This window comes from Paenibacillus tritici (assembly GCF_013204885.1).
GTDB classification, from domain to species: domain Bacteria; phylum Bacillota; class Bacilli; order Paenibacillales; family Paenibacillaceae; genus Paenibacillus_AQ; species Paenibacillus_AQ tritici.
The window spans coordinates 495,551-519,418 of record NZ_JABMKX010000003.1; the positions used below are offsets into that span (position 1 = coordinate 495,551).

At 53.1% G+C, this 23,868-nt stretch carries 15 protein-coding genes; 6 read left to right on the top strand and 9 right to left on the bottom strand.

The window, feature by feature from the left end:
* Positions 1-54 precede the first annotated feature (54 nt).
* From HQN87_RS07550 to HQN87_RS07585, 8 genes are all read right to left on the bottom strand, one after another.
* Positions 55-5,091, bottom strand: coding sequence for an endo-beta-N-acetylglucosaminidase (locus HQN87_RS07550; protein ID WP_173130049.1), 5,037 nt, complete (start codon positions 5,089-5,091; stop codon positions 55-57).
* 1,186 nt (positions 5,092-6,277) lie between these two features.
* Positions 6,278-7,267, bottom strand: coding sequence for a glycoside hydrolase family 43 protein (locus HQN87_RS07555; RefSeq protein ID WP_173130053.1), 990 nt, complete (start codon positions 7,265-7,267; stop codon positions 6,278-6,280).
* Complete coding sequence (locus HQN87_RS07560) at positions 7,264-8,775, bottom strand: glycoside hydrolase family 43 protein (RefSeq protein ID WP_173130056.1); 1,512 nt, start codon at positions 8,773-8,775, stop codon at positions 7,264-7,266. Before HQN87_RS07560 ends, HQN87_RS07555 begins: the two co-directional genes overlap by 4 nt.
* A 429-nt stretch (positions 8,776-9,204) precedes the next feature.
* Positions 9,205-9,924, bottom strand: a complete 720-nt coding sequence (treR, locus tag HQN87_RS07565; RefSeq protein WP_173130058.1) for a trehalose operon repressor — start codon at positions 9,922-9,924, stop codon at positions 9,205-9,207.
* A gap of 609 nt (positions 9,925-10,533) precedes the next feature.
* Positions 10,534-12,516, bottom strand: a complete 1,983-nt coding sequence (gene treP, locus HQN87_RS07570) for a PTS system trehalose-specific EIIBC component (protein ID WP_173130060.1) — start codon at positions 12,514-12,516, stop codon at positions 10,534-10,536.
* 26 nt (positions 12,517-12,542) lie between these two features.
* A complete protein-coding gene (treC, locus tag HQN87_RS07575; RefSeq protein ID WP_436836459.1) occupies positions 12,543-14,252 on the bottom strand; it encodes an alpha,alpha-phosphotrehalase in 1,710 nt (569 codons plus the stop codon).
* Between the two features lie 1,355 nt (positions 14,253-15,607).
* On the bottom strand, positions 15,608-16,711 hold the full coding sequence (locus HQN87_RS07580) for a Gfo/Idh/MocA family protein (protein ID WP_173130066.1): 1,104 nt from the start codon (positions 16,709-16,711) through the stop codon (positions 15,608-15,610).
* Between the two features lie 26 nt (positions 16,712-16,737).
* Complete coding sequence (locus tag HQN87_RS07585; protein ID WP_173130070.1) at positions 16,738-17,397, bottom strand: ThuA domain-containing protein; 660 nt, start codon at positions 17,395-17,397, stop codon at positions 16,738-16,740.
* 217 nt (positions 17,398-17,614) lie between these two features.
* On the opposite strand from HQN87_RS07585, the gene HQN87_RS07590 reads away from it, so the two are divergent.
* Positions 17,615-18,448: an AraC family transcriptional regulator gene (locus tag HQN87_RS07590; protein ID WP_173130073.1), complete on the top strand. Its 834-nt coding sequence runs from the start codon at positions 17,615-17,617 to the stop codon at positions 18,446-18,448.
* 80 nt (positions 18,449-18,528) lie between these two features.
* On the top strand, positions 18,529-19,728 hold the full coding sequence (locus HQN87_RS07595) for an MFS transporter (protein WP_173130207.1): 1,200 nt from the start codon (positions 18,529-18,531) through the stop codon (positions 19,726-19,728).
* A 44-nt stretch (positions 19,729-19,772) separates the two neighbouring features.
* Here HQN87_RS07595 and HQN87_RS07600 read toward each other — a convergent pair whose 3' ends face one another.
* Positions 19,773-20,453, bottom strand: a complete 681-nt coding sequence (locus tag HQN87_RS07600; RefSeq protein WP_173130076.1) for a GDSL-type esterase/lipase family protein — start codon at positions 20,451-20,453, stop codon at positions 19,773-19,775.
* Positions 20,454-20,749: 296 nt separating this feature from the next.
* On the opposite strand from HQN87_RS07600, the gene HQN87_RS07605 reads away from it, so the two are divergent.
* The 4 genes from HQN87_RS07605 to HQN87_RS07620 all read left to right on the top strand — a co-directional run bounded on the left by HQN87_RS07605 (position 20,750) and on the right by HQN87_RS07620 (position 23,828).
* A complete protein-coding gene (locus tag HQN87_RS07605) occupies positions 20,750-21,391 on the top strand; it encodes a pectate lyase (RefSeq protein ID WP_173130210.1) in 642 nt (213 codons plus the stop codon).
* A 244-nt stretch (positions 21,392-21,635) separates the two neighbouring features.
* Positions 21,636-22,406, top strand: a complete 771-nt coding sequence (locus tag HQN87_RS07610) for an amino acid ABC transporter substrate-binding protein (protein ID WP_173130080.1) — start codon at positions 21,636-21,638, stop codon at positions 22,404-22,406.
* 3 nt (positions 22,407-22,409) lie between these two features.
* Positions 22,410-23,069, top strand: a complete 660-nt coding sequence (locus HQN87_RS07615) for an amino acid ABC transporter permease (RefSeq protein ID WP_173130082.1) — start codon at positions 22,410-22,412, stop codon at positions 23,067-23,069.
* A 15-nt stretch (positions 23,070-23,084) separates the two neighbouring features.
* On the top strand, positions 23,085-23,828 hold the full coding sequence (locus HQN87_RS07620; RefSeq protein WP_301953158.1) for an amino acid ABC transporter ATP-binding protein: 744 nt from the start codon (positions 23,085-23,087) through the stop codon (positions 23,826-23,828).
* Positions 23,829-23,868: the final 40 nt, after the last annotated feature.

The window sequence follows — 23,868 nt, forward strand, 5'->3', positions numbered from 1 at the left end:
TACACAAGAAGCGCTCCCCTCTGATGAATTTTTTCAGAGGGGAAGCGCCTTGGCTTACTTCATATAATTCAGCAGCATCTGCGCAGCTTCTGCACGGGTGGCTGGAGCCTTCGGAGCGAAGGTTCCGTCCGCCCGTCCTTTCACGAGGCCAAGCGCTGCCGCTTCAGCCACATGTCCTGCTGCCCAGTCCGAGATCTCGGCGGCATCCTTAACAGACAGGCTGCCCGCTGCGGCCGGACTTGATCCCTGCTGCTTATGGTAAGCACGCATCAGGATAACCGTCATCTCTTCGCGGCTGATCTCCGCATTCGGCTGGAAGGCTCCCGGCGACCGGCCGGTAATCAGGCCCGCCTGTACCATGCCGGAGAGTGCCTGCTGATACCAGGCGCCTTCCGGGACATCGGCGAAGGCGGCGGTACCGCCGTCGCCGCTTAAGCGCAGCGCCTTCGCTGTAAGCTGTACGAATTCAGCCCGGGTCATGTTCCGGGCAGGCTGATAGGCCAGCTCCGAGACCCCCTGGATCAGATGCTTCGCCGACAGCTCGCGCAGCGCATCAAACGCCCAGTGCGTGGCCGGCACATCACTGAATTGCTTGGAGTACTCCAGCAGCGCATAGGTGCCCTTGGCGTCAAGAGATGCCTTCAGCCCGCCGTCTTCCGCTACTCCGCCCAGATAAGTGAGAGAACCGTCACTTTCTACCCGGTACAGTCCAAGCAGCTTGGACTGGAATCCCTCAGCCGTCCAGCTCAGACTTACCGGCTGAGGATAAGCTTCGAGCCGGCGTAGCGTTCCGTCCGCCCCGGACAGGCTCAGATCATACTCCAGCAGCTTGCCCTTAAGCGTTACGCCGGCTTCTGTCTTCAGCACGGCCCCGTCCAGTGCCTTCAGCCCGGTCTTCAGCAGGAGCTTCGCCCCGCTGAGTTGATCCGCAGGCAGGACTCCGGCCAGCTGCCCCAGCAGCTCCGGCACCAGGACAAGCCCGATTCCGTCTCCCTGCACACGCAGGGAGCTTGTTCCGAGCAGCTCCCCGGCATTCACCGGCAGCTCCATCGCTGCTGCCTGTCCGAGCTGCACGGTCACGACACCGTTCACAGCAGGACTGCTCAGCTCAGCGGCTGAAATCACTACAGCCTTAGGCTGTGCACCAGCCGTTGGCGATGGGGTTGGCAATGGCGATGGGGTTGCTGCAGGATTCCCCGACCAGGCAGGCGGGGTCGTCGGCGTTACGGCCTGACGGTTCACAGCCAGTTCGATGGACTCTGTCTTTAGTATATCCACATAGGGACGGTTGCCGATGATACGGGTGTTGATTACCTCCACCTTGTAGGCTCCGGCATCCGCAGCCTGAGTCTGTCCAATGGTCAGGCTGCTTCCTCCGGCACTCTCCAGCATAAGGTCATTCTTCAGCCAGCGGTAGCTCAGCTCTCCATAAGTTGCAGTGGCAACCACACTGAAGGTGACCGGGTTGCCTTCCGTTACCGGATTAGCAGACACGGTGAACGATTGGACGGCGGGGGATTCATGGGCCGGATATACCTTGAGCGTAAGCTCTGTTCCGGTGATCCTGCCCGGATCTCCTTCTCCCTTGCCGGTGAGCACCACACGATACTGCGTTCCGTTATTCTCCACTCCCGGAGTGAAGCGGTATACCGCTCCGGTAACCCCCGGAACCGGCAGCCACTCTTCAGCTTCAGCGCCTCTCATCTCCCACCGGATGGACGCAATATCCCCCACCGGCTCAACCACCAGCGTCAGCGGTTCACCTTGAACGGTCTCCAGCAGCGGAGGCAGATCGGTCCCGAAGGCCGGAGTGATCCATTCCTCCCCGGCCGGAAGCACCTGCAGGGTATATTCAGCTTCTCCGGTTAATCCGCCTTCGCCGGTCACGACAGCCTTATACCGGTAGCCGGTCATCGACTCTGACAATTCGGCAAGCGTCAGCGCCTCGCCCGTTCCGACGGGTTCACCATACCCTGCTCCCTTGTCCACATACCAGGTGTAGGACAGGGTTCCGGCTCCTTGGCCCGCAGCGCGGAGTATTTGGGTTGTTCCGGCCCGCAGCGAGCCTTCACTGACAATCTGCACCTCCGGTGCCTGGAGTGTCCATTTCGCCGTCAGCGTCAACTCGCCAGGCACCGTCCGGCCGGCGAAATCCCATTTCTCTGCCCCGTTGTACCAGCCCTCCAGCTCATATCCTTGCTTCGTCACAGCCGGAGCGTTCAAGGGTTCACCGTACACCGCCTGAACGACTGTCTCGGCCGGACTTCCTCCATTGCCGTTAAAGGTCACCTTATGGAGTCCCTTGAGATATAGAGGCTGCGACTTGTTCCCGCTGTAATCCTCCATCACTGCGGTCACCACTTTAGCCGTTGAGGTGAAGCTCAGACTGGCTTTGGTCGTGCGGCCGCGGATAATCATCGGCCTGTTGGCCGCATCTCCTGAAAAATAAGTTACCGGGAAGGTCCTGTCCTTGCCGTCTTCATTGATGTACAGATACCGCCAATCTCTGGTAGTCGGCATCGGCAGGTTCAGCGTATTGCCATTCCAGGACCAGGACTCAGCATAAGGCTCCGACACCGTGTCGATAAAGGTTCCGTTATAGCTGACCTTGTCGGTATTGCCTGCTTGTACAGTCACTGTATACTCGTCACCGTTCACAGGCATATCCTGGAACAGGGCGGAAGTTGTGCCCTCCGGCAATGTCATCTCCCTAGATACAGGCTCCGGTGTAGTAATCCAGTTGGTAGACTTCACCGTAACCTTAACCGCGCCCTCTGTGGCACCTGGATTGGACCACTTCACCAGGAAATCACCATTCGCAGCAGACTCGGCTTCAACCCCGGATACCGCCGAATTCAAATCGAAGGATAGTGTGGCCGCATCTCCTTCACGCCCGTCGGCACCTACTGCAACCACCTTCAGGACACCGGATTTGGACGAAAGCTTCTTAATATAGAAGGTCTCGTCGTACTTGCCGCCCATGAACTTGTCGTTCACGTATACATTGTATTGCTTCACCTTGGAATAATCAGGCTCCATCTCCCACTTCACAATCATCTCGTCCGTGCCGGGCAGAGCCTGCGCAATAGAGAGACCGGCAGGAGCGGACGGCAGAACAGCCGAGCCGTCATGAATCCGGAGCTGGCCGATATTCATCTGGTAATCCGCAATCGTACTCTGTCCTGGAGTGAACACAAGACCGAATGCGGCGATATCCCGGCCGGCGTATGCTCCGAGATTCAATTCGGCAGACACCCAACCCGCCGTGTGCTTGCCGCTGTCTGCAACAGGCACCTTCACTACTTCCGACGGATTGTCCTGGAAGATTAAGCCCGCACTCAGGACGGAGGCATCGTCAGCCGAAGGCTTGTTATAGGCGATCGACAGCTTGGAGTCCGCCTTAACAGAGAGGTCGCTCTTGTACAGGCGCAGGAAGTTCTCCTGATCCAGTGCCCCGTTCACTACCAGCGAGCTGCCGCCGTTATAGCCGCCGATCTGCTTGTAGTTCATCCGTGAATTGGCCGAGATGTCATATTCCGGACCATAATCGAAATCCACATCCAGCTGGTTGCCTGTAGTATCCTGCCACCATTGCCAGGTCACCGGAACATCCTGCAGACTCATGTTGGACCACTCGTCCCCGCTGGATTCAGCTCCGTTCACATAATAGGACAGGCCGTGGCCAGTATTGAAGTCTGTATAGAAGTTGGAATCCTTCACCACCGAACGTTCCGCGATGACCGAAGCGATTCCCGGCCAGTAGCGGTTATCGGCATATACATCGGATACGGTATTCGTGGCTGACACCGCTGTATGTTCAGGATTCACGTTCGGTCCCGACCACCAGAGCTGCTCCCGCAGGTTCGTCATCCACTGGTATTTGTTATCCGAGCGGTTCGAGACCGGCCAGGACTTGTTCATATCCTCATCGAGACCCGCATGGACAAAGTCAGCTCCCAGCGTAGCGAGACTAAGGCGTGGAAGCCCCCCGGCCAGCTTATTGCTAAGCGCTGTGCCCTGTACGCTCTTGAAGCGGTCCCGCCCTGCTTCGAGTCCGGCGAAGCCTACATCGTAGAGGTCAAAGTCCGTCCCCTGTGAGCTATTCAGATTATTCAAATAATTCACCGCAGCATTGATCTGTGTATTGCCCATTCCATAATCGAAGAAATACGAGTTCGAGACCTGCTCCTTGGTTGTCTTGTCATACAGCATAGAGATATTGTTATCGTTAAACGTTCTGGCGAAGGTATTTGCTCCCGAGGCCGTATTCAGTGAATCATACCACTGGACATACAGCCCGCCCTTTTGCAGCGCTTTCATAAAGGCCATATAATCAGGAACATCGGCCGGAGCAACGTTCGGGTTCTGCTCCTCCTGGTTCAGGAAGTAACCATCATATCCAAAATAACGGGCCATCTCAATCATTTTCTCCGCGACCGGGAAGTTACCGTTCTCATCCTTCACGATCATCTGTTTGTAGGTCTGCTGCCCCCGGTCATTATTGGAGAAAAACACACCGGCCAGCGACATCACCCCGTTCTTGTGCGCAGCATCCGTATACGTCGGATTGGGAATGTTCAGCATCCCGAACTCGAACCATTTCTGCTGCCAGTCGGACTGGGCCAGATCATCGTAATATTCCGGCGGTGTATACGCCGTTGCCGTGCCGTGCCAGTAGGAATAATAGTCAATGTACTGCCAGAAGTTGAAATGGTATTGGGCAAATTTGTTGGTGTAGGGAGCATTCTCGATGAACGCATTCCCGTAGTCGCCCGCTACGTTGATCATCTGCACTTCCGGATTCAGAGCAGGATTCGCCTGTGTCTGCTTGAAGGGCGTGATCCGCTGCTGTAGCGGCACCCGGGAACGCAGCAGCGCCGCATCCTGATCGGTCTGCGGACTCCAGTCCGCAATCTGATTACTGGTGTAGCCGTGTACGCTGGGCTGATTGGCTCCGTGTGCGCTTTCATCCTTGAACGGCCAAGTGTCTCCGGCCAGAGCTGTCTGCGGCAGCAGGGTAACCAGAAGCGCTGCGCTTAATACCGTTCCTGTGAGCTTACGAATTCTGCGTGTTCGGGGTTGAGATACCATTGTTCACTCTCCTCATTCTGGGGGTCATCCTCAGCTCCTCCGGTTCAGACACGGATTCATGAGAACGCATTCATAATGAAACGATTCACAATCATTAGAGTCACAACAAATGAATTCCAATTCCCTTCTCTATATTTGATTATCCAACTACTGTTCATCCAAGCTTACTATATAGCAGCTCCTGCCCCGTCACATAGAAGCGAAATTAAAGATAAGCTGGTCAAATTAAAGGAAAATGAGGAATATAGGGAATTTAAGAGCAAAGTAAATACGGGTATCGCCGCCTACAAAGAACAAGTGGAAAAATGTAGCTTAATCCGCCGATGTCCGGGAGATGTACGGAAGCAAGTGGAAAAACAGCAACTACTATGGGCAGTTTCTTCACTAAAGTGAAAATCGCGCTAAATTAAGTGCCCTTTATCCAATTACTGTCCCAGAAACGTCCATTTGTTCATCAGTAAGTGGAGGTAATCCATCTGCTGTTTTCGCTGACCTCATATTCAGGGGGAGGGCTTGTCCTGTATTTCAGAACAAGATCACTCTGCTGGTGGATAATGTAAAAACCTCTGCGGTCCAAACCACCACTCGTATGGCTACCTCCCCATACCCGTCTACCCATTTCCAGGGCATCCGGCCCATGCACCCTCGCTCCCGCACATTGTACTCGGTTTTCTGTGAAAATAAGTCTGGCACTGCGATAAACGCACGGCCTACACGGCGCTACCAGTCCATTTGTGTTTGGTTTTCCGATTACATTTGGCCTACGTGGTGCTCCCAGTCCAATTGTGTTCGGTTTTTCGATTACATTCCGCTCGCACGCCCTCGCACTCTCCAATGTGTTCGGTTTTCCGATTACATTCCGCTCACACGCCCCCGCACTCCTTGATGTGTTCGGTTTTCCGATTACATTCCACTCGCACACCCCCGCACTCCCCAATGTGTTCGCTTTTTCGCTTACATCCGCCCTTTGCACCCTCGCTCCTGGAGATTGTATTCGGTTTTTCACGCACATTCTAGGCTCCTCATTTACTCATCCGGCCTCCAGGTCATTCAACGAGCACGACTCCACACGCCATGCCCCCCTTATACACAACAGACGGATATTATAAATTCTGCACAACAAAAAACAGCCCCCACCGGGAGCTGATTGTCTTGTGTACCGCCTCATTCTCTTCACTCACCCAACTTACTCAGAAGCCGGGTAAGGATCGATTCTCTGGATGGTTCCGTCTGCATTGTATTGAAGCTCGGTGTATTTCACGCAACGCTTGTGGTTAACCCCTTCCGATAAGGAGCTGTCGTGATAGAACAGGTACCACTTGTCTCCAAATTGCACAATCGAGTGATGGGTAGTCCAGCCGATGACCGGAGAGAGAATCTCGCCTTTGAAGGTAAACGGCCCCATTGGATTCTTGCTGATCGCATACACCAGCGTATGCTTGGTACCTGTAGAGTAGGAGAGGTAGTAGTAGCCATTATACTTGTGGACCCATGGGCCTTCAAAATATCTGCGGTCCTCATCCCCGGCCAGAATCGGTTTCCCCTCTTCATCCACAATGGATATCTCTGTTGGCTCCGCCTGAAAAGTCAGCATATCCTCGCTTAATCGCGCTACACGCGGTCCAATCGCCGGTGCATCCAGCGCAGGTCCTTCCGCATCCGGCACGAAGGTGCCGGTCTGCCATTTTTCCAGCTGTCCGCCCCAGAGTCCGCCGAAATAGATATACGACTGGTTGTCCTCATCCACTAATACCGCCGGGTCTATGCTGTAGCTGCCTGGAATATAATCCGGCTGCGGGTTGAACGGACCTGCCGGAGAATCGGAAGTGGCCACGCCGAGCCGGAAGATTCCGTCATGGTCACGGGCCGGGAAGAACAGGTAATAGGTATTGTTCTTATAAGCTGCGTCAGGAGCCCAGAGCTGCTTGGATGCCCAAGGAATATCCTTCAGATGCAGTACCTGGCCGTGATCGGTCACAGGGGAATCGAAATTGTCTATGGACAGAACATGATAGTCTTCCATCTTGTACTGGTCACCGTTATCATTGCTTGGTTCGTCATGGTCGAGATCGTGGGACGGATAGATGTAGATTTTGCCTTCATAGACATGGGCGGACGGGTCCGCCGTATAGATGTGGGTTACCAGTGGTTGATTGGGTTGTGGTGATGATTTCATAGGACATCTCCTTTGGTGTTGGAATAATAGAATCTCTCAAAATAAGCAGGACTTGCATTAGCCGCACCATCGCCCGAGGCGTGCAGACCCAGGCAGACCCCTGTGAATCCGCCGTTCACCTCCGGTGACAGGACGGAGACATGGATCTGTTCCTCGGCGACATGCCAGGTGACGCCATCCTCCGAATAGGAGCAAACATAGAACAAGCCGTCAGAATGTAAACGGAGCTGAACCGGACCATGACCGCTCACCTCATACCGGTGAACCTGCCTCTGCTCCCCGTTCTTGACCACAAGCTCCATCACCCGGCTGCCGCTGCGTCCAGCCAGTCCCCAGAAGAGATACCCCCGGTTGTTCAGACGGGCGGCCAGTCCGGCTTGTTCGCCTTCGCGAACCGGATCAAAGTCAAGGCTGACTCCCAGCTCCATCCGGTGATGCTGCTGGCGGATACAGGCCAGCACGGCGGGTGCTTCATCGTCCAGCGTGTAGGCATTGCCCCGGAGGGTAAGGCTCCCCTGGCGTTCTGTCCAGGAATATCGCTCTTCCTCATAGCTGCGGAGAAAAGCCCATTCCGGGCCGAAGCCCCCGCTCAGCTCCATACGCTGAATACTAACCTCTGCACTGCATTCAGCAGCGGATACTACCGTACCTTCATTGTTGTCAATCATCGGCCAGCCGTCTTCCGTCCACGTGACCGGAGCCAGGAAGGTCTCTCTGCCCAGCGGAGAATATTTGCCTTCCACCGGGCGCATCCCCAGGAAGACCGCCCACCAGTTGCCCTTCGTATCCTCCACGAGATCAGCATGTCCGAGGCACTGGACAGGATGGTCCTTCAGTCCGCGGTGAGTCAGGATCGGCTCCGGCTTATCCTCAAACGGCCCGTAAGGCGTGCTGCTGCGGGCAATAATCTCGCGGTGATCCACAGAGGTGCCGCCTGAAGCAGTCATCAGGTAATAGACACCTTTGATCCGGTACAGATGCGGGCCTTCGACCCACGGACCCTCATCCCCGCTCCAGATGTTCACTGGCTCAGACAGCACCTTACCCGACACCGGATCAATCTCATACTGAATAATATGGGATTCGTAGCCTGCCCCGTTCTGCACAGTCACATAGGCACGCCCGTCATCATCGAAGAACAGCGAGGGATCGATTCCCCCATGCGGCAGCAGGATCGGATCAGACCAGGGACCCTCAGGCTTGTCCGCAGTGACATAGAAATTCCCGATCCCTCTGACATCCGTAGTAATCATATAAAAGCGGCCCGCATGATAACGTATGGTAGCGGCGTAAATGCCGGACGAGCTCTTGGTTGTCCTCAGATCCAATTGAGACTGCCGGGTTAATACATGCCCAAGCGGTGTCCAGTGGATCAGATCTCTGCTATGAAAGATCGGTACGCCCGGGAAGTATTCGAAGGAGCTGTTGATCAGATAGTAATCTTCATCTACACGGACAACACTGGGGTCAGGATAATATCCGGCGATCACGGGATTGCGATAATTCATAGAATGCACCATATCCTCCCTCTAAAATGAAAGCAAGCGTTTACAATCAACATTATCATTCTACAAGCCCATCTTGTTTTTTCCCATGCACATAATAAAGAACTTCCCCCGAAAATTATAAGACATGCCGCCCTTCTCCGATTGTAATCTATATAAAAGCTCCCTGCTCGCCATTTTGCTAGAGCAAATGGTCATTTTTTGCTGAGTTTACCGGTAGCCCCAAGTACTCTCAGCCGACAAAAAAAGAGGGCCGTCCCCGGTCATCATCTGACCTTGCGGGACGGCCCTCAACATGCTAATAGTTCGCCGCTACAAGCATAGCTAATATAGCTTAACTGCCGCGGCCGGAGGGTCAAACATTCTCTGGAGTCACTGCAATTCCATACTAGAATACAAGCTCACTCTCTCTAATCCGTCGTATCCAGCTCCTCAACTTCTCACCCTTCTGGCAAAATCCACGAACTGGAATTTGTCCAGCCGGTGTCTGGATTCGGTGTATTGAAACAGCACGGTGTTCTCCAGATACACGTAGTTCCGCACTACCACAATATGTTCGTATTTTTTCAGATCCAGCAGGCGGCCATCCTCCTCGGTTGAGGGTTCCACAGAGATCAGCTTTTTCGCATAACTGATCTTCAGCCCCAGCCCGGTCTCCAGATATTCGTAAATAGAGCCTTCTGCGATCTCCTTGCTCAGGAAGGGAACAATATCGGCGCGGAAATAGTCCTTGTCCAGAATAATCCGCTCTTCTTCAATCTCTCTGGCACGGATCACCTTCCATACCGGAGTATCCCCGGCAATGTGAAGCTGACTGGCCAGCAGAGAGCCCGCCGGCTCTAGGACGGTCTCCTCCACCAGAGTCCGTGAGGGCACCCCGAGAGTCCCCGACATTTCCTGAAAGGATATCAGCCCGGTCACCGGAAAGTCCATCCGGGTCCTATCCAGCACGAAGGAGCCTCTGCCTTTGATTTTGTTGATGTACCCCTCACGGAACAACAGGTTCAGCGCTTTGCGCACGGTCTCCCGCGAAGTCTTGTAGGCCTCCGCCAGCTCACTCTCGGAAGGCAGCTTAGTCCCTGGCGCTAATTGCCCTGATTGGATGCGGTTGCTGTATTCCGCGTAAATCTGCAAATATATATTTTCTCTCATTTATAATCACCGTCCTATATTGTAACACGCCCTTGCTTCGTTGGTTTATAAGCAAGCGGATTAGTCACGGGTGAGTGTTTTTTTACACCTCATTGAGACTCGTCCGCCAACTTTTGGGGATTCAAGTGTACTTATACACTTCATTCGAGCTCATACGCTAACTTTTGGGAATTCAAGTGTATTTTTACACCTCATTGAGGCTCGTCCGCCAACTTTTGGGGATTCAAGTGTATTTATGCACCTCATTCAGGCTCCTACGCCACTTTTGGGGATTCAAGTGTACTTATACACCTCATTCGGGTTCGTCCGCCAACTTTTGGGAATTCAAGGGTATTTATGCACCTCATTCAGGTTCGTCCGCCAACTTTAAGGAATTCAAGGGTATTTATACTCCTCATTCAGGTTCGTCGGCCAACTTTAAGGAATTCAAGTGTATTTATACACTTCATTCGGACTTCCCGTCCACTTTCAGCCGGTTCAGCGGGATTTATCCCTCTCTTCCCGCTCCCCACTTCCACGCCATCCAGTCATCCTATCTTCCCCCATCTATAGAAAAACAGCCCCGCAGGGCTGTTCCTCTCCTTACCATTCTCACCTGCTCCGCTCAGATTACCCCTTGAGGTGAACCGTTAGAATACTCGTCTGCTTCGCAGTGACAGGTCCACTCTTCTCCTCGATCCGCTCCACCATCTCCTGCCCGGCAGGGATAATAATCGGAGTGATCAGCGGGTAACCGGCAGCGCGGATGGCGTCCATATCGAATTCCAGCAAAAGCTCGCCGGCCTGTACCTTATCCCCGATATTTTTGCGCGCGGTGAACCCGCTGCCTTTGAGCGACACGGTGTTGATCCCGACATGAATCAGCACCTGGACACCGCTGGCGTGCTCCAGAATTAGCGCATGTTTGCTCTTGATTACATGGGCAACGGTAGCATCGAATGGAGCGTATACCTTGCCCTCCGAAGGTTCAACGGCAATTCCTTCACCCATTTGCTTCTCGGCAAAAGCGGGATCAGGAACCTGCTCCAGCGGTACTGCAGTTCCGCTCAGCGGTGACGCCAGTTCCAGAATATTCACCGGCTCCTGCGAGCCTTGAACGGAGCTGCGGCTATTCAGCTCGTTACTTGTGTCTGTTGGACCGGATACCGCCGCGCCTACTCCAGCCGCTTCCGGTTTGTTCGCGGCCCGCTGCACGACTGCCCGGCCATACAGCACAGTGGCTACAAACGGCACGATCAGCACGATAGCCATACCAATGAAGAACACTCCCCACTGGTTAGGGAAAATCGACAGGAAGCCGGGAATTCCCCCTACGCCAATGGAAGTCGCGCGAACCTGATTGATGGTCAGCAGGACTCCGGCTAGGGCAGAGCCGATCATCCCGAAGATGAACGGGTAGCGGTAGCGGATATTCACCCCGAAGATCGCCGGCTCGGTGACGCCGAGGAATGCCGAGATTGAGGACGTTACAGCCAGACCTTTCGTCTTCTGTTCTCTGACTACAAAGATCATGGCGAGCGCCGCAGCACCCTGGGCAATGTTGGAGAGAGCCAGCATCGGCCAGAGGAAGGTGCCGCCTTCGCTGCCGATAAGCTGAACATCCACGGCCAGGAACGTGTGATGCATCCCCGTAATAACCAGCAATGCATAGAATCCCCCGTAGATTACGCCGCCCAGAATTGCGAAATGATCGAATATATAGACCAGCCCGGAGGTGATTGCATTGGCAATACCGAACGTAACAGGCCCGATGATTGTGAAGGCCAGGAACCCTGTAATCAGCAGAGTCACCGGCGCTACCACCAGCAGTTTGACAGAATCATGGACCCGCTTATTCAGGAACTTCTCAATGCGGGCCAGAATGTAAGCCGATACCAGGACCGGCAATACCTGTCCCTGATAACCGATCCGCTCCAGATGCCACCCGAACAGGTTCCAGGTCGGAACGGTCCCGTTCGTAGAGGCTTCTGCGTATCCGTAAGCACTTAATAAATCCGGATGAACCAGAATAAGTCCTAATACAATCCCTAGCAGCGGACTGCCCCCGAAGCGGGTCACGGCCGCCCAGCCGATCAGCGCAGGCAAGAAGGTAAATGCCGTGCTGGCAATCGTATTGATAATCGCGGCGATATCCTTCCACTGCGGATAGACATCCACCAACGACTGGCTGAAGAAAATCCCCGGGCCCGTCAGCAGATTGTTGATTCCAAGCAGCAGACCAGCAGTGACGATGGCCGGAAGAATCGGAATGAAAATATCGGCCAGCGTCTTAATCGCCCGCTGAAGCGGATTCTGGTTGCGGGCAGCGGCTGATTTTACCTCATCCTTGGAGGAACGGGCACCGCCGGTCAGTTGAATCATCTCATCATATACTTTATCTACCGTTCCCGGTCCGATCACAATCTGGAATTGCCCCTGGGAAGAAAATTGTCCTTTGACCAGGTCATTTGCGTCCAGCGCCGCCGAATCCACCTTGCTCTCGTCATAGAGCGAGAATCTAAGCCGGGTCACACAATGCGTTGCAACCTCAATATTCTCCTTGCCTCCAACCGCCCGGACAATCTCTTCAACATTTTTGCGGTCTATAGCCATATTTTCACTCCTCGCGTAGTTTATGATTACTCCTGGCTGATTAGCCACATATATGAAGCATACGGACTGAGCTGAAGCTCTTGCGTGAATGCTGGATGCTCTTCCGTATTGCCTAGCAGAAGCTTATCTTTACCGGCTACATTTAAGTACGCCCATTGCTCCTCCCGGAACCGGAAGTTGACGTCTTTGCTGCTGAAGTTCGAGACCACCACAAGCGCCTCACCGTCTCCCGTCCGTGCATAAGCAAACACCTCGGGATGTCCTTCGTCCAGCCTGCGGTATAAGCCTTCGATGAAGACCTCATGTTTTTTGCGCAGCGCAATCAGCTTACGGTAGTGATGAAAAATAGAATCCGGCCGCTCCAGCTCCCTCTGCACATTGATATCCGGGTAACGTTCATCCACCTTCAGCCAAGGCGTACCGGTAGTGAATCCGGCATTCGGGCTGTCCTCCCACTGCATCGGGGTACGTGAATTATCCCGCGAGCGTTCCTGAAGGATAGCAAGAGCTTCCTCGGGGCTTGCCCCCTGCTCACAGAGAATACGGTACATGTTCAGCGATTCAATATCACGGAACTCTTCGATGCTCTTCCATCTCGGATTCGGCATCCCGATCTCTTCACCCTGGTAGATATACGGTGTGCCCTGAAGCCCATGCAGTGTTGTTGCCAGCAGCTTGGCGCTTTCTTCGCGGTAAGTCTCATCGTCGGTGAATCTGGAGAGGGCCCGCGGCTGATCATGATTGTTGAAAAATAAAGCGTTCCAGCCACCGCCCTCCTGCATGCCGGTCTGCCATTCACTGAACAGCCGTTTCAAAGCCTCGAAATCGTAGGGCATCAGCTCCCACTTCCGGCCGTTCGGATAATCCACCTTCAGATGATGGAAGTTGAAGGTCATAGAGAATTCCCGCTGCTCCGGGTTGGAATACCGGATGCACTGTTCGAGCGTAGTGGAGGACATTTCGCCGACCGTGATCATCTCATGCGGGCCAAACACCTCATCATACATCGCCCTGATGTATTCATGGACACGTGGACCATCGGTGTAGAATTTCCGCCCGTCCCCCGGTGGCACACTCCCGTCATCGTCCGGGAAGCGCTGGTCCTTGGAGATTAAGTTAATGACATCCATACGGAAGCCGTCCACCCCTTTGCGGGCCCAGAACAGCATCATCTCATTCACCGCTTGTCGGACCTGCTCGTTCTCCCAGTTCAGATCAGCCTGTGTTTTGTCGAACAAGGTAAGATAATATTGGCCGGAAGCCTCATCGAACTGCCAGGCGGGTCCGCCGAACTTGGACTGCCAGTTGTTCGGCAAGCCGCCGCCGGGAGCCGGGTCTCTCCAGATATAATAATCACGGTACGGATTATCCTTGCTGGAAATGGATTGCTTGAACCACTCATGCTCCGTCGAGGTATGATTGACAACGATATCCGTCATCAGCTTCATTCCGCGCCGGTGCAGCTCCTCCACAAGCTCGTCAAAATCCTCCATCGTACCGAAATCCGGGTTAATCCGCTCATAGTCGGCAACATCGTAACCGTTATCATGTCCGGGCGAGACATATACCGGCTGCAGCCAGACGATATCAATCCCCAGCTCCTGCAAATAATCCAGCTTCTCCGTCAGACCTCTTATATCTCCCGTTCCGCTACCTGTCGTATCCTTGAAGCTCTTCGGGTACACCTGATACACTGTGGACCGCCGCCACCATTCCGAATGCCGGGCTTGGCTCAAAGTTAGCACCTCCATGTAGAATTTCTGTGTTGTCCTCCAGCAAAAATCGCTTTATTGTCATTCATTACACTTGTATATACAAGATCAAACACCTCACACAGTGTAAACCTGTATATACAGGTTGTCAATATGGCTGACTATTGGAAGATGTTGCAGAGTTGACTAGCTGACTATTGGAGGATGATGCATATAATACTGACTGCCATGAGCGAACTGCAGTCGCAGCATTGCTGCCCCCAGCTCAAATCAGATTACCGGTTATCCTTGCGGAGTATAATTAGTAGGTGAATTAACGAGTGATTTAGTGGGTGGATCAAGAGTGGATAAGTAGCTGGTCCGGCAGGGGATTAACGGGTGAATTGGTAGATGTTGGATTATTAGATGGGTAGTTAATAGGTAGTTAGTGGGTAGATAGTTGATTGATAGTTAGTTGGTAGGTAGTGGATAGATAGTTGATTGATAGTTAGTTGGTAGGTAGTGGATAGATAGTTGATTGATAGGTAGTTGGTAGGTAGTGGGTAGATAGTTGATTGATAGGTAGTTGAGAGGTAGTTAGTTGATTGATTGATAGCTGGGGCAGGAAACTCGCGGATATAAGGTAAGCAGGTGGAAATTGTACATTTAAATTCCGTCAAATAGGCTTCAGAGGGAATTTAATTGGATAAACAGCATCTACTAGGTTCCATTCCCCTGCCTCTGGGCATTTGAAGCAAAATTAAATGTAATTTTTCCACTCGTTGTCCTACTTTTGTATTTCTGCGTTAAAGCAAGTGCCTTTTTTCCACTTGCTTCAAGCAGGCTCCAGCGGAGCGGTGGCGTGGCGAGGGACAGCGACTTTGTTCCGCAGTTGGCGCGACGAGACGAAGTACACAGCTGATTGCCCTCCCCCTTCTCCATTCGTCTACTTCTGGCGGCATCCGGCATAATGAGGTGCACTCCTGCTCTTCATTAGCTTATTTAGCACGCGCCCACCGAATTCAGGTGCACTACTGCTCTTCATTAGCTGATTTAGCACGCACTCACTAAATTCAGGTGCACTATTGCTCCTCATTAGCTTATTAGCACGCGTCAGGTGAGAACGGGTGCACTCTCATAATTTCCCAAACAATAAAAAAACAGCGCCCCCTCCCCGAATACCGGAGACAGAAACGCTGCCTATTACTAGTCCTCTTTACCTCACTGCACCTATTTATACCTCTTTGAATCTCTTTGAATCTCTTTGTATCTTTCTATAACTCTTTTAGCTCTTTATATCTCTTTTCTCTTTACATCTCTTTTTCTCTATAACTCTTTTTTCTTTACATCTCTTTTCTCTCTATAACTCTTTTTTCTTTCCATAACTCTCTTACTCATGATTACTCCAAATACCCCTTAACCAGACCCAGCGGCAGCAGCTTCGGCTGCTCGCAGGTGGTGGTCAGCTCGGCGTAACGCCTCGAATCGGAGCTGGTGTGGAAGGCGTGCATGATCTCCAGCACATGATTCGCCAGCTCGCCGTTTGCCCGCGGAGTCTCACCGGTCTCGATGCAGCGGGCCATATCGGCCACGCCAATGCCCCGGCTGTTCCCCTCATAGCTGTGAACCACCGGGATTTCCTTGAATTCTGGGCTATGCGCCGGACGCAGCAGGATTGGTCCGCTGAAGGTATTCGGGTCAGGCACAATCAAGGTGCCCAGCGAGCCGTAGATTTCGATTCGCGGCAGCGTGCTGTGCCAGACATCGAAGCTGGTAATCATCGTAGCCACGGCACCGCTGGCGAACTGAATCGTTCCGGCCACATGCGTAGGCACTTCGACATCCACCACCTTGCCGAACTTCTTCTCACTCGTGATCGTCCGGGTGGGGAAGGAGGTTTTGGTCATGCCGCAGACCGTTGTAGCCGGGCCCAGCAAGGACACCAGTGCCGTCAGATAGTACGGACCCATGTCAAACATCGGGCCGCCTCCGGCCTGATAATAGAATTCAGGGTCTGGGTGCCAGCTCTCATGACCATGGCAGAGCATGAAGGCCGTGGCTGCTACCGGCTCACCGATATAGCCGTCCGCAATCAGCTTCGCGCAGGTCTGCAAGCCTCCACCAAGGAAGGTATCCGGGGCGCAGCCGAGGAACAACCCTTTTTCCTGTGCCAGCTGAACCAGCTCCGTACCATGCTCAAGCGACAGCGACAACGGTTTCTCCACATAGACATGCTTACCTGCGAGCAGCGCCTGCCTGCACACCTCGAAATGATAATTAGGCGTCGTCAGATTCACGACAATCTCAATCTCGTCTGAAGCAAGCAGTTCCTCTGTTGTCCAGATATTAGGGACTCCATAGGTGTCCGCTGCCTGCTGTGCCCGCTCCAGGTTAAGATCCGAACAGGCATAGACCTCTGTATTCACGAAGGTTCCGGTCAAATTCTCAAAATAAATACTGCTGATATTTCCGCAGCCGACGATCCCTACCTTTACTTTACGCACACTGTTTCCCACCTTGTCCCGGTTTATTATTTGGCTGCCCACAAGAAGCCCCGACGCATCAGTTCCTTGGCTTCCGGAATATCGAATACATCCGCATGATGTCCAAGCGCGTTATAGAATACCTTGCCCTGACCCCATTTTTTCGTATAGACCACCGGCATTGTGATGACACCATTGGCCGAATGCTCCCCTTCGCTCATGACAAAAGTAGTAGTAGCCAGTACATTCACCGCCGGATCAACATGCAGATAATACTGCTCCGACTTCACCATGAAGTCCTGCATACCCTCGACAATCGGGCTCGAGCCGGATTTCACGATATTCACTTCATAATCCACCCCATCGTTGAAGGGATGCGCCACCCATTGTGATCCGGTCAAAAATTGCCATTCGGTACTGGTACGGAAGGAGTCGCACATCCCGCCGTGACAGCCCGCAATACCTACGCCGGAAGCCACCGCCGCTAGAACCGACGCACACTGCTCCCCTTTGATCTCGCCCATCGTCCACACTGGCACAATCAGATTCAGCGCCTTCAGCGCTTCAGCATCGTTGAAGCTGTCCAGCGTATCCGACACTTCAACCTCGAATCCTTCATTGGTGAGGATATCCGCAAAAATCGCAGCAACCTCATTCGGTTCATGACCATCCCATCCGCCTTTTACAATCAATGCCTTCTTTGCCATATCAAGTTCTCCTTTGTATCTTAAGATTAAATTGAGATTGTAGAATGATTAAGCTTGCCTGAAGAAATTGTAATCCATTGCGGGCATTCCTGCTCGTCATTTTGCTTGTGGGAATGGTCATTTTTTGCTAAATTTAAGGTTGTATGCTGCGATTAGCAGAGTATCACTGAAACCGCTTCCTGGGGAAATCGCCGGGAGGATGAGAACAGGAGCAATCATGAGAGCTTTTCACGAGAACAGAACGTATGGGTCGGCGTTCCCCTTCACCGCCTTTGTAAGTCACAATATAGATTTCCTGGCCCACTGGCATCATGATCTGGAGATTGTCTATGTCCTGGAGGGATCCATCCGCATGGGGATCAACTCCGAGACACGGGTGCTGACCGCAGGGGATCTGGCCGTATGCAGCAGCGGTGATATTCATTATTATGACAGCAAGAACAGCCAGTCCAAGCTGCTGATGATTATTTTCAATCCTTCCCTGATCGGATATCCTGCGGGCTGGCCCTTGAATATGCGGCTGATGTCCCCTTTTCTGGAGAACCAGCCGTCTACACCGGAAGTAGAGATTACCTATCACCGCCTGCCCGCGATCATGCAGGAGCTGCTCCAGGAACATACCCGGAAGCTTCCGCATCACGAACAACTGATGACCGGGCTTTTGCATGAGCTGTGTGCATTGCTCCTTCGGCATATGCCTCTGGATATCGTCAACCCTCACAAGGACAAGCGGCGCATCACGAATATGAAGATCATGCAGGAGGTGCTGGAATACCTCGACGTCCATTACATGCACCCCATCACCCTGGCCGACGCCGCGCGGCACGCCAATATGAGCCTGTTCTATTTCTCCCGCTTTTTCAAAAGCATCTCTGGCATGAGCTACGTGGCGTACCTGAACAGCATCCGCGTCAACCAGGCAGAACGGCTGCTGCTGGATACCGACAAAACCATTCTGGACATCGCGCTGGAATGCGGCTTCTCCAATATCCGTACCTTCAACCGTGTGTTTAAGCAGGTCAAGCTGCGGACACCGAGCGAGCTGCGATAACCATTCATCATCCAGGAGGCTATTATATAGTGAAAGCTCTAACAAGCAATTCTGCAAGCAAACGCAACACCGTCTATATCATGCAGCTCGTCACTATCTTTCTCGGATTTGTGGTCTTTGGCATCTCTGAAAATATTAAAGGACCCGCCATCCCGCGGATTCAGCTGGCCTTCAACCTTAATGAAGGACAGCTCGGCACGCTGCTCTCCCTGAATGCGCTTGGTTATCTGATCGCCTGCTCGTTCACCGCAGTGCTTGTCCGCAAATGGGGCATCAAGGCAGTCACCATTATTTCGTTCGCCTCGATGGTACTCTCGGGTGTGCTGATCTTCCTCTCGCACAGCTATCCGCTGTTCGCTTCCTCTTACTTCCTGATGTACATCGGGAACGGGATGCTGGAGATTGGACTGGCGATTCTGGGGGCACGTATTTTCGTCAAAAACACGGGGATGATGATGAACCTGTCCCATTTCTTCTATGGACTAAGCTCGACTGTAGCACCGTTATTGGCTACCGGGGTGATGTCGCTGAGTGTACTCGGGCATACGCTGGACTGGCGGGGGATGTATCTGGTTATGCTATCGCTCTGTCTGCTGCCGATCCTGTCGGCGCTGCGCGGCACGTTTCCCGGTGATGATCTGCCGAATGAGGACCGTACCTCCTTCCGTACCCTGATGCGTGATCCCGCGCTCTGGATGATGGTGATGATTCTGTCGTTCGGCGTTGTCTCAGAGCTGGCCGTGGGCGGCTGGCTGGTTAATTTTCTGGAAAAAGCCTATGCCTGGGATACCGTCCGCGCTTCCGGCTTATTGTCGGCCTTCTTCCTGCTCTTCTCGCTGGGAAGGCTGTTGATCGGCCCGCTGACAGACAGGATTGGCTTCGTACTCTCGCTGATTATCTTCTCCTGCTTCTCGGCGGTTTGTACCTTCATCGCGCTGGTCGGCGGGGAGAGTCTTGCCTTTCTGTTCGCTATATCCGGGGCCGGAATCGCTATTATCTATCCTACCGTGATGGCTTTTATTGCCCGCCGTTACCCGAACGGAAGCGATACAGCCATTACCTTTGTCGTCACGTTGATGGGTCTCGGAAGCGTCATCGGCAATTACATCATCGGCTGGGTGATTGAGACCGTCAAAGGAGTATATGGCAGCACTTCAGAGCTTGGCCTGCTGCGCGGTCTTCAGGCGGGGTACGGCTTCATCGGCTTATGCGCGGCCGTCTGCTCCGTGTCGGGGATTGTGCTGTATGTATATTTGAAGCGGAGACAGGAATTGATCTGAGAGCCGGATTAGGGAGGGCAGCAGCCCCCCTCTGCTCCTGCCTTTTACAAATATGCCTGAAACTGTTGCAGCACCACCGCGTACCCGTTCCCGTACATGTGAACACCGTCCATCGTGTACTCTTCCTTCAAGTTCCCTTCTTCGTCAGTTAACCCTTCATTGACATTAATGAATAGATATCCATGCTTAAGCGCCAGTTCCTCCACAGCTTGATTTGCTTCCAGCAGCGCCGCATTCGTTCTCGTCCGGAAGTAGTTCTCTTTCGTCTCCTGATCCATCCCGGGGAAGTCGGCCTTGGCGTTCACCGGATAATAAGCCATGACATACACCTTGCACTCAGGCAGCCTTGCGCCAATCCGGGTCAGAATGTCATCGTAATTCGCAAGCAGCTTCCCGAGCTCATATTCACCATCCGCTGAGCTGATGTCGTTGGTGCCAATATTAATGAACAGCCTGGAAGGCGCAAGCTCCAGCACACATTCCTCCAGCGACTCCAATAATTCACGTGACACATAGCCTGCAATCCCGCGGTTATACAGAATCGGCTGCTTCTCCAGCGTCTGCTGTAATTCATTCACCGGAAAAAACTCCATCAGCGAGGAGCCCGCCAGTACTGTCTGCCCCTTCTTTGCATATGTATTCAGAATAGAATACTTCTTCACCTTCTCTTCTTTCTCTCTCTGCCACTGAAGCTCCATCATCTCGTCAAGCTCTTCCTGGGGCAATCTAATCTCCTCCGTTCTGATACTCTTCGCTACTATTCTACTATTCTACTATGGTTATACTTCATTCCCAAGCTTGTGACTCCGTCCCAATGATGTCCGAAATATGCTAATTCATCTCCATGTAAGGTTTTTGTTCTATGCACACGTGTTCCGAAATACCTTAGATATCGGGTGCGGTCAGAGGTGCACATCTGGCTCGATTGCCCGCAAGGTACCGGTACGCCGGACCTCAATTCTACTGTTGAAGGGCGGAATGTTTTTTGAAAAAGGTTGTAGGCTTGCTTCTGTCGGTTGTCATGTTGTCTTCGTTCTATGTTGCCAGTCCTCCCAAGGTATCTGCCGCGACCCCCATTGTGGTCAATACTACGATTGTAGTTCCAGCAGGCCAGACCTTTAACGGCAGCGGCCAGACTTATGTGGCCAATCCCAGCACCCTTGGAGACGGCAGCCAGGCAGAGAACCAGAAGCCCATCTTCCGGCTGGAAAAGAATGCTACCCTTAAAAATGTAATTATCGGCGCTCCCGGCGCAGACGGGGTGCACTGTTATGGAAATGCAACCCTCTCCAATGTGACCTGGCAGGATGTCGGCGAGGACGCATTGACGCTGAAGGCCTCCGGTACAGTCAATATCACAGGCGGCGGTGCGTACAAAGCTTACGATAAAGTATTCCAGGCGAACGCTGCGGGCACCATCAACATCAAGAACTTCAGAGCCGACGATATCGGCAAGCTGGCCCGTCAGAACGGCGGCACCTCCTATGCCGTGAACTTCACCCTGGACAACTCGGATATATCGAATGTTAAGGATTCCATCTTCCGCACAGACAGCAGCAGCAGCGCCGCCAAAATCACCAATACCCGCTACCGCAATGTGCCTACCCTGTTCAAGGGTTTTGCCTCGGGTAAGACCAGCCAATCGGGCAATACGCAATATTGAGGTTAGGTTAGCTTAGGTTAGTTAGCTGGCGTAAACTATACACAGATTTCCACTAACTGCCTCCCTTTCGGCTTCGCCGGGATGGAGGCGGTTTCAGTCTGCGATTTGATCTATTTTGGACACATCTGCCTCTCTCAACTCTATCGACAGTAGCTCGCGTGATATGCTATCATGATACACTGATAACGTATTAACGAACTAAAGTAACCGATACTGCACGCAATCTACTAGGGGGATTAGAGAGATGAAGAGACAAGGAATATGGGTTCTATTCGTAATACTGGCGGTTGCCATAATCGGAGGCTGTTCCAGTTCAGGAGGCAAGGACGGGCAGCTGGTGATCGGCATCGACGACAAATTTGCCCCGATGGGCTTCAGAGATGATAACAATGAGATTGTCGGCTTCGATATCGACTATGCCAAGGCGGCTGCTGCTAAGATGGGCCGAGAGGTCACCTTCCAGCCGATTGACTGGTCTGCCAAGGAGTCGGAGCTGAACAGCGGGCGGATTGATATGATCTGGAACGGATACACCATCACGGATGAGCGCAAGGACAAGGTATTATTCACCAAGCCGTATCTTGAGAACAGTCAGGTGGTAGTCGTACTGGCGGATTCAGCGCTGAATAAGCTTCAGGATCTGGCCGGCCACGAAATCGGTCTGCAAAGCCTCTCCTCTGCTGCCGATGCCCTGGATGCGAATCCGATCAAGGCGGAGCTTGCAGGCGTGTCCGAATTCACCGATAATGTGCTGGCTCTGACCGATCTGAAGTCCGGGCGTCTGGATGGAGTTGTCATTGATGAGGTTGTGGCCAGATATTACATAGCCAAGGAACCGGACACGTACAAGTTGATGGAAGAATCACTGGCTCCTGAGCAATACGGCATTGGCATCAAGAAAGGCAATGAAGACCTGCTGACGGAGCTGCAGAAGGCGCTGGACGAGCTGAGCAGTGACGGCACCGCCGCTGACATCTCCACCAAGTGGTTCGGCGAGAATAAGGTTCTGAACTAAGACATGAATATCGACTACATTATCAGAATTTCCGGACCGATGCTGGAAGGCGCCCGGACCACGGTGCTGCTGTTCCTGATCGTAATCGTATTGTCCATTCCGCTCGGGATGCTGGTCACCCTGATGGCCAAAAGCACAGTTAAGCCGCTGGCCTGGATCGCACACACTTATATTTACGTTATGCGCGGAACTCCGCTGCTGCTGCAGCTTTTCTTCTTTTGTTTTGGCTTGCCGCAGATCCCCGTGATCGGGCAATATCTGGTCATGGACCGTTTTGTGGCGGCCAGCCTTGGGTTTATTCTGAATTACGGCGCTTATTTCGCCGAGATTTTCCGTGGCGGGCTGCTCTCGATTGATAAAGGCCAGCATGAGGCCGCCAAGGTGCTCGGGCTCAGCAAATGGCAGACCCTGCGCAAGGTGATTCTTGCCCAGATGTTCCGGGTGGCGCTGCCGGCGGTCGCCAATGAGTCCATCACCCTGGTTAAGGACACGGCTCTGCTGTATGCCGTGGCTGTGCCTGAGCTGCTGAATTTCGCCAAAACCGCGGTGAACCGTGATTTTACCGTCACTCCCTTTGTCGTAGCGGGCGTCATTTATCTGCTGATGACGCTGGTGCTTACGCTATTCTTCAAGATCCTGGAGAAACGTTTCAAATTTGAATAGAAGGGCTGTTAGGCTATGAGCAGTATGATTGAAGTACGGCAATTACAGAAATCCTTCGGCAGTCTGGATGTGCTGAAGCAAATCACTTTTGACGTCACCCCTGGTGAAGTCGTTGCCGTGATCGGACCTTCCGGCTCCGGCAAAAGCACCATGCTCCGCAGTCTGGTGCATCTGGAAGAGGTCACTGGAGGAAGCATCTCGATCTGCGGCAAAATGCTTGTCGAGAACGGCAGCTACACCAGCAGCACAGCTATTAGGGAAATCACCTCGACCATGGGCATGGTGTTTCAGCACTTCAATCTCTTTCCGCATCTTAGCGTAAGGGATAACCTGGAGCTGGCTCCGAGAACGCTGAAGCGCGAGAGTGTGCAGCAGATCACGGCCAAAAGCCGGGAGCTGCTCGCCAAAGTAGGTCTGGCTGACAAAGCGGATGTCTACCCCTCCACGCTGTCAGGCGGACAGAAGCAGCGCGTGGCTATTGCCCGGGCAATGATGCTAAGCCCGGACATTCTCCTGTTCGACGAGCCGACCTCGGCGCTCGATCCTGAATTGACCGGCGAGGTATTGCGTGTCATCCGCCAGCTTGCCGAGGAGAACATGACGATGATAATCGTCACGCATGAGATGAGCTTCGCCCGCGATGTCGCCGACCGCGTCTTCTTCATGGACAACGGAGAGATCGCCGAGTCGGGCACACCCGACGAGATCTTCGGCAACCCGAAGCTGGAGCGTACGCGGACGTTTTTGATGCGGGAGTAAGTATTCGGGAAGCTTGTAGAGACCAAAAAAAGCAGCGCTT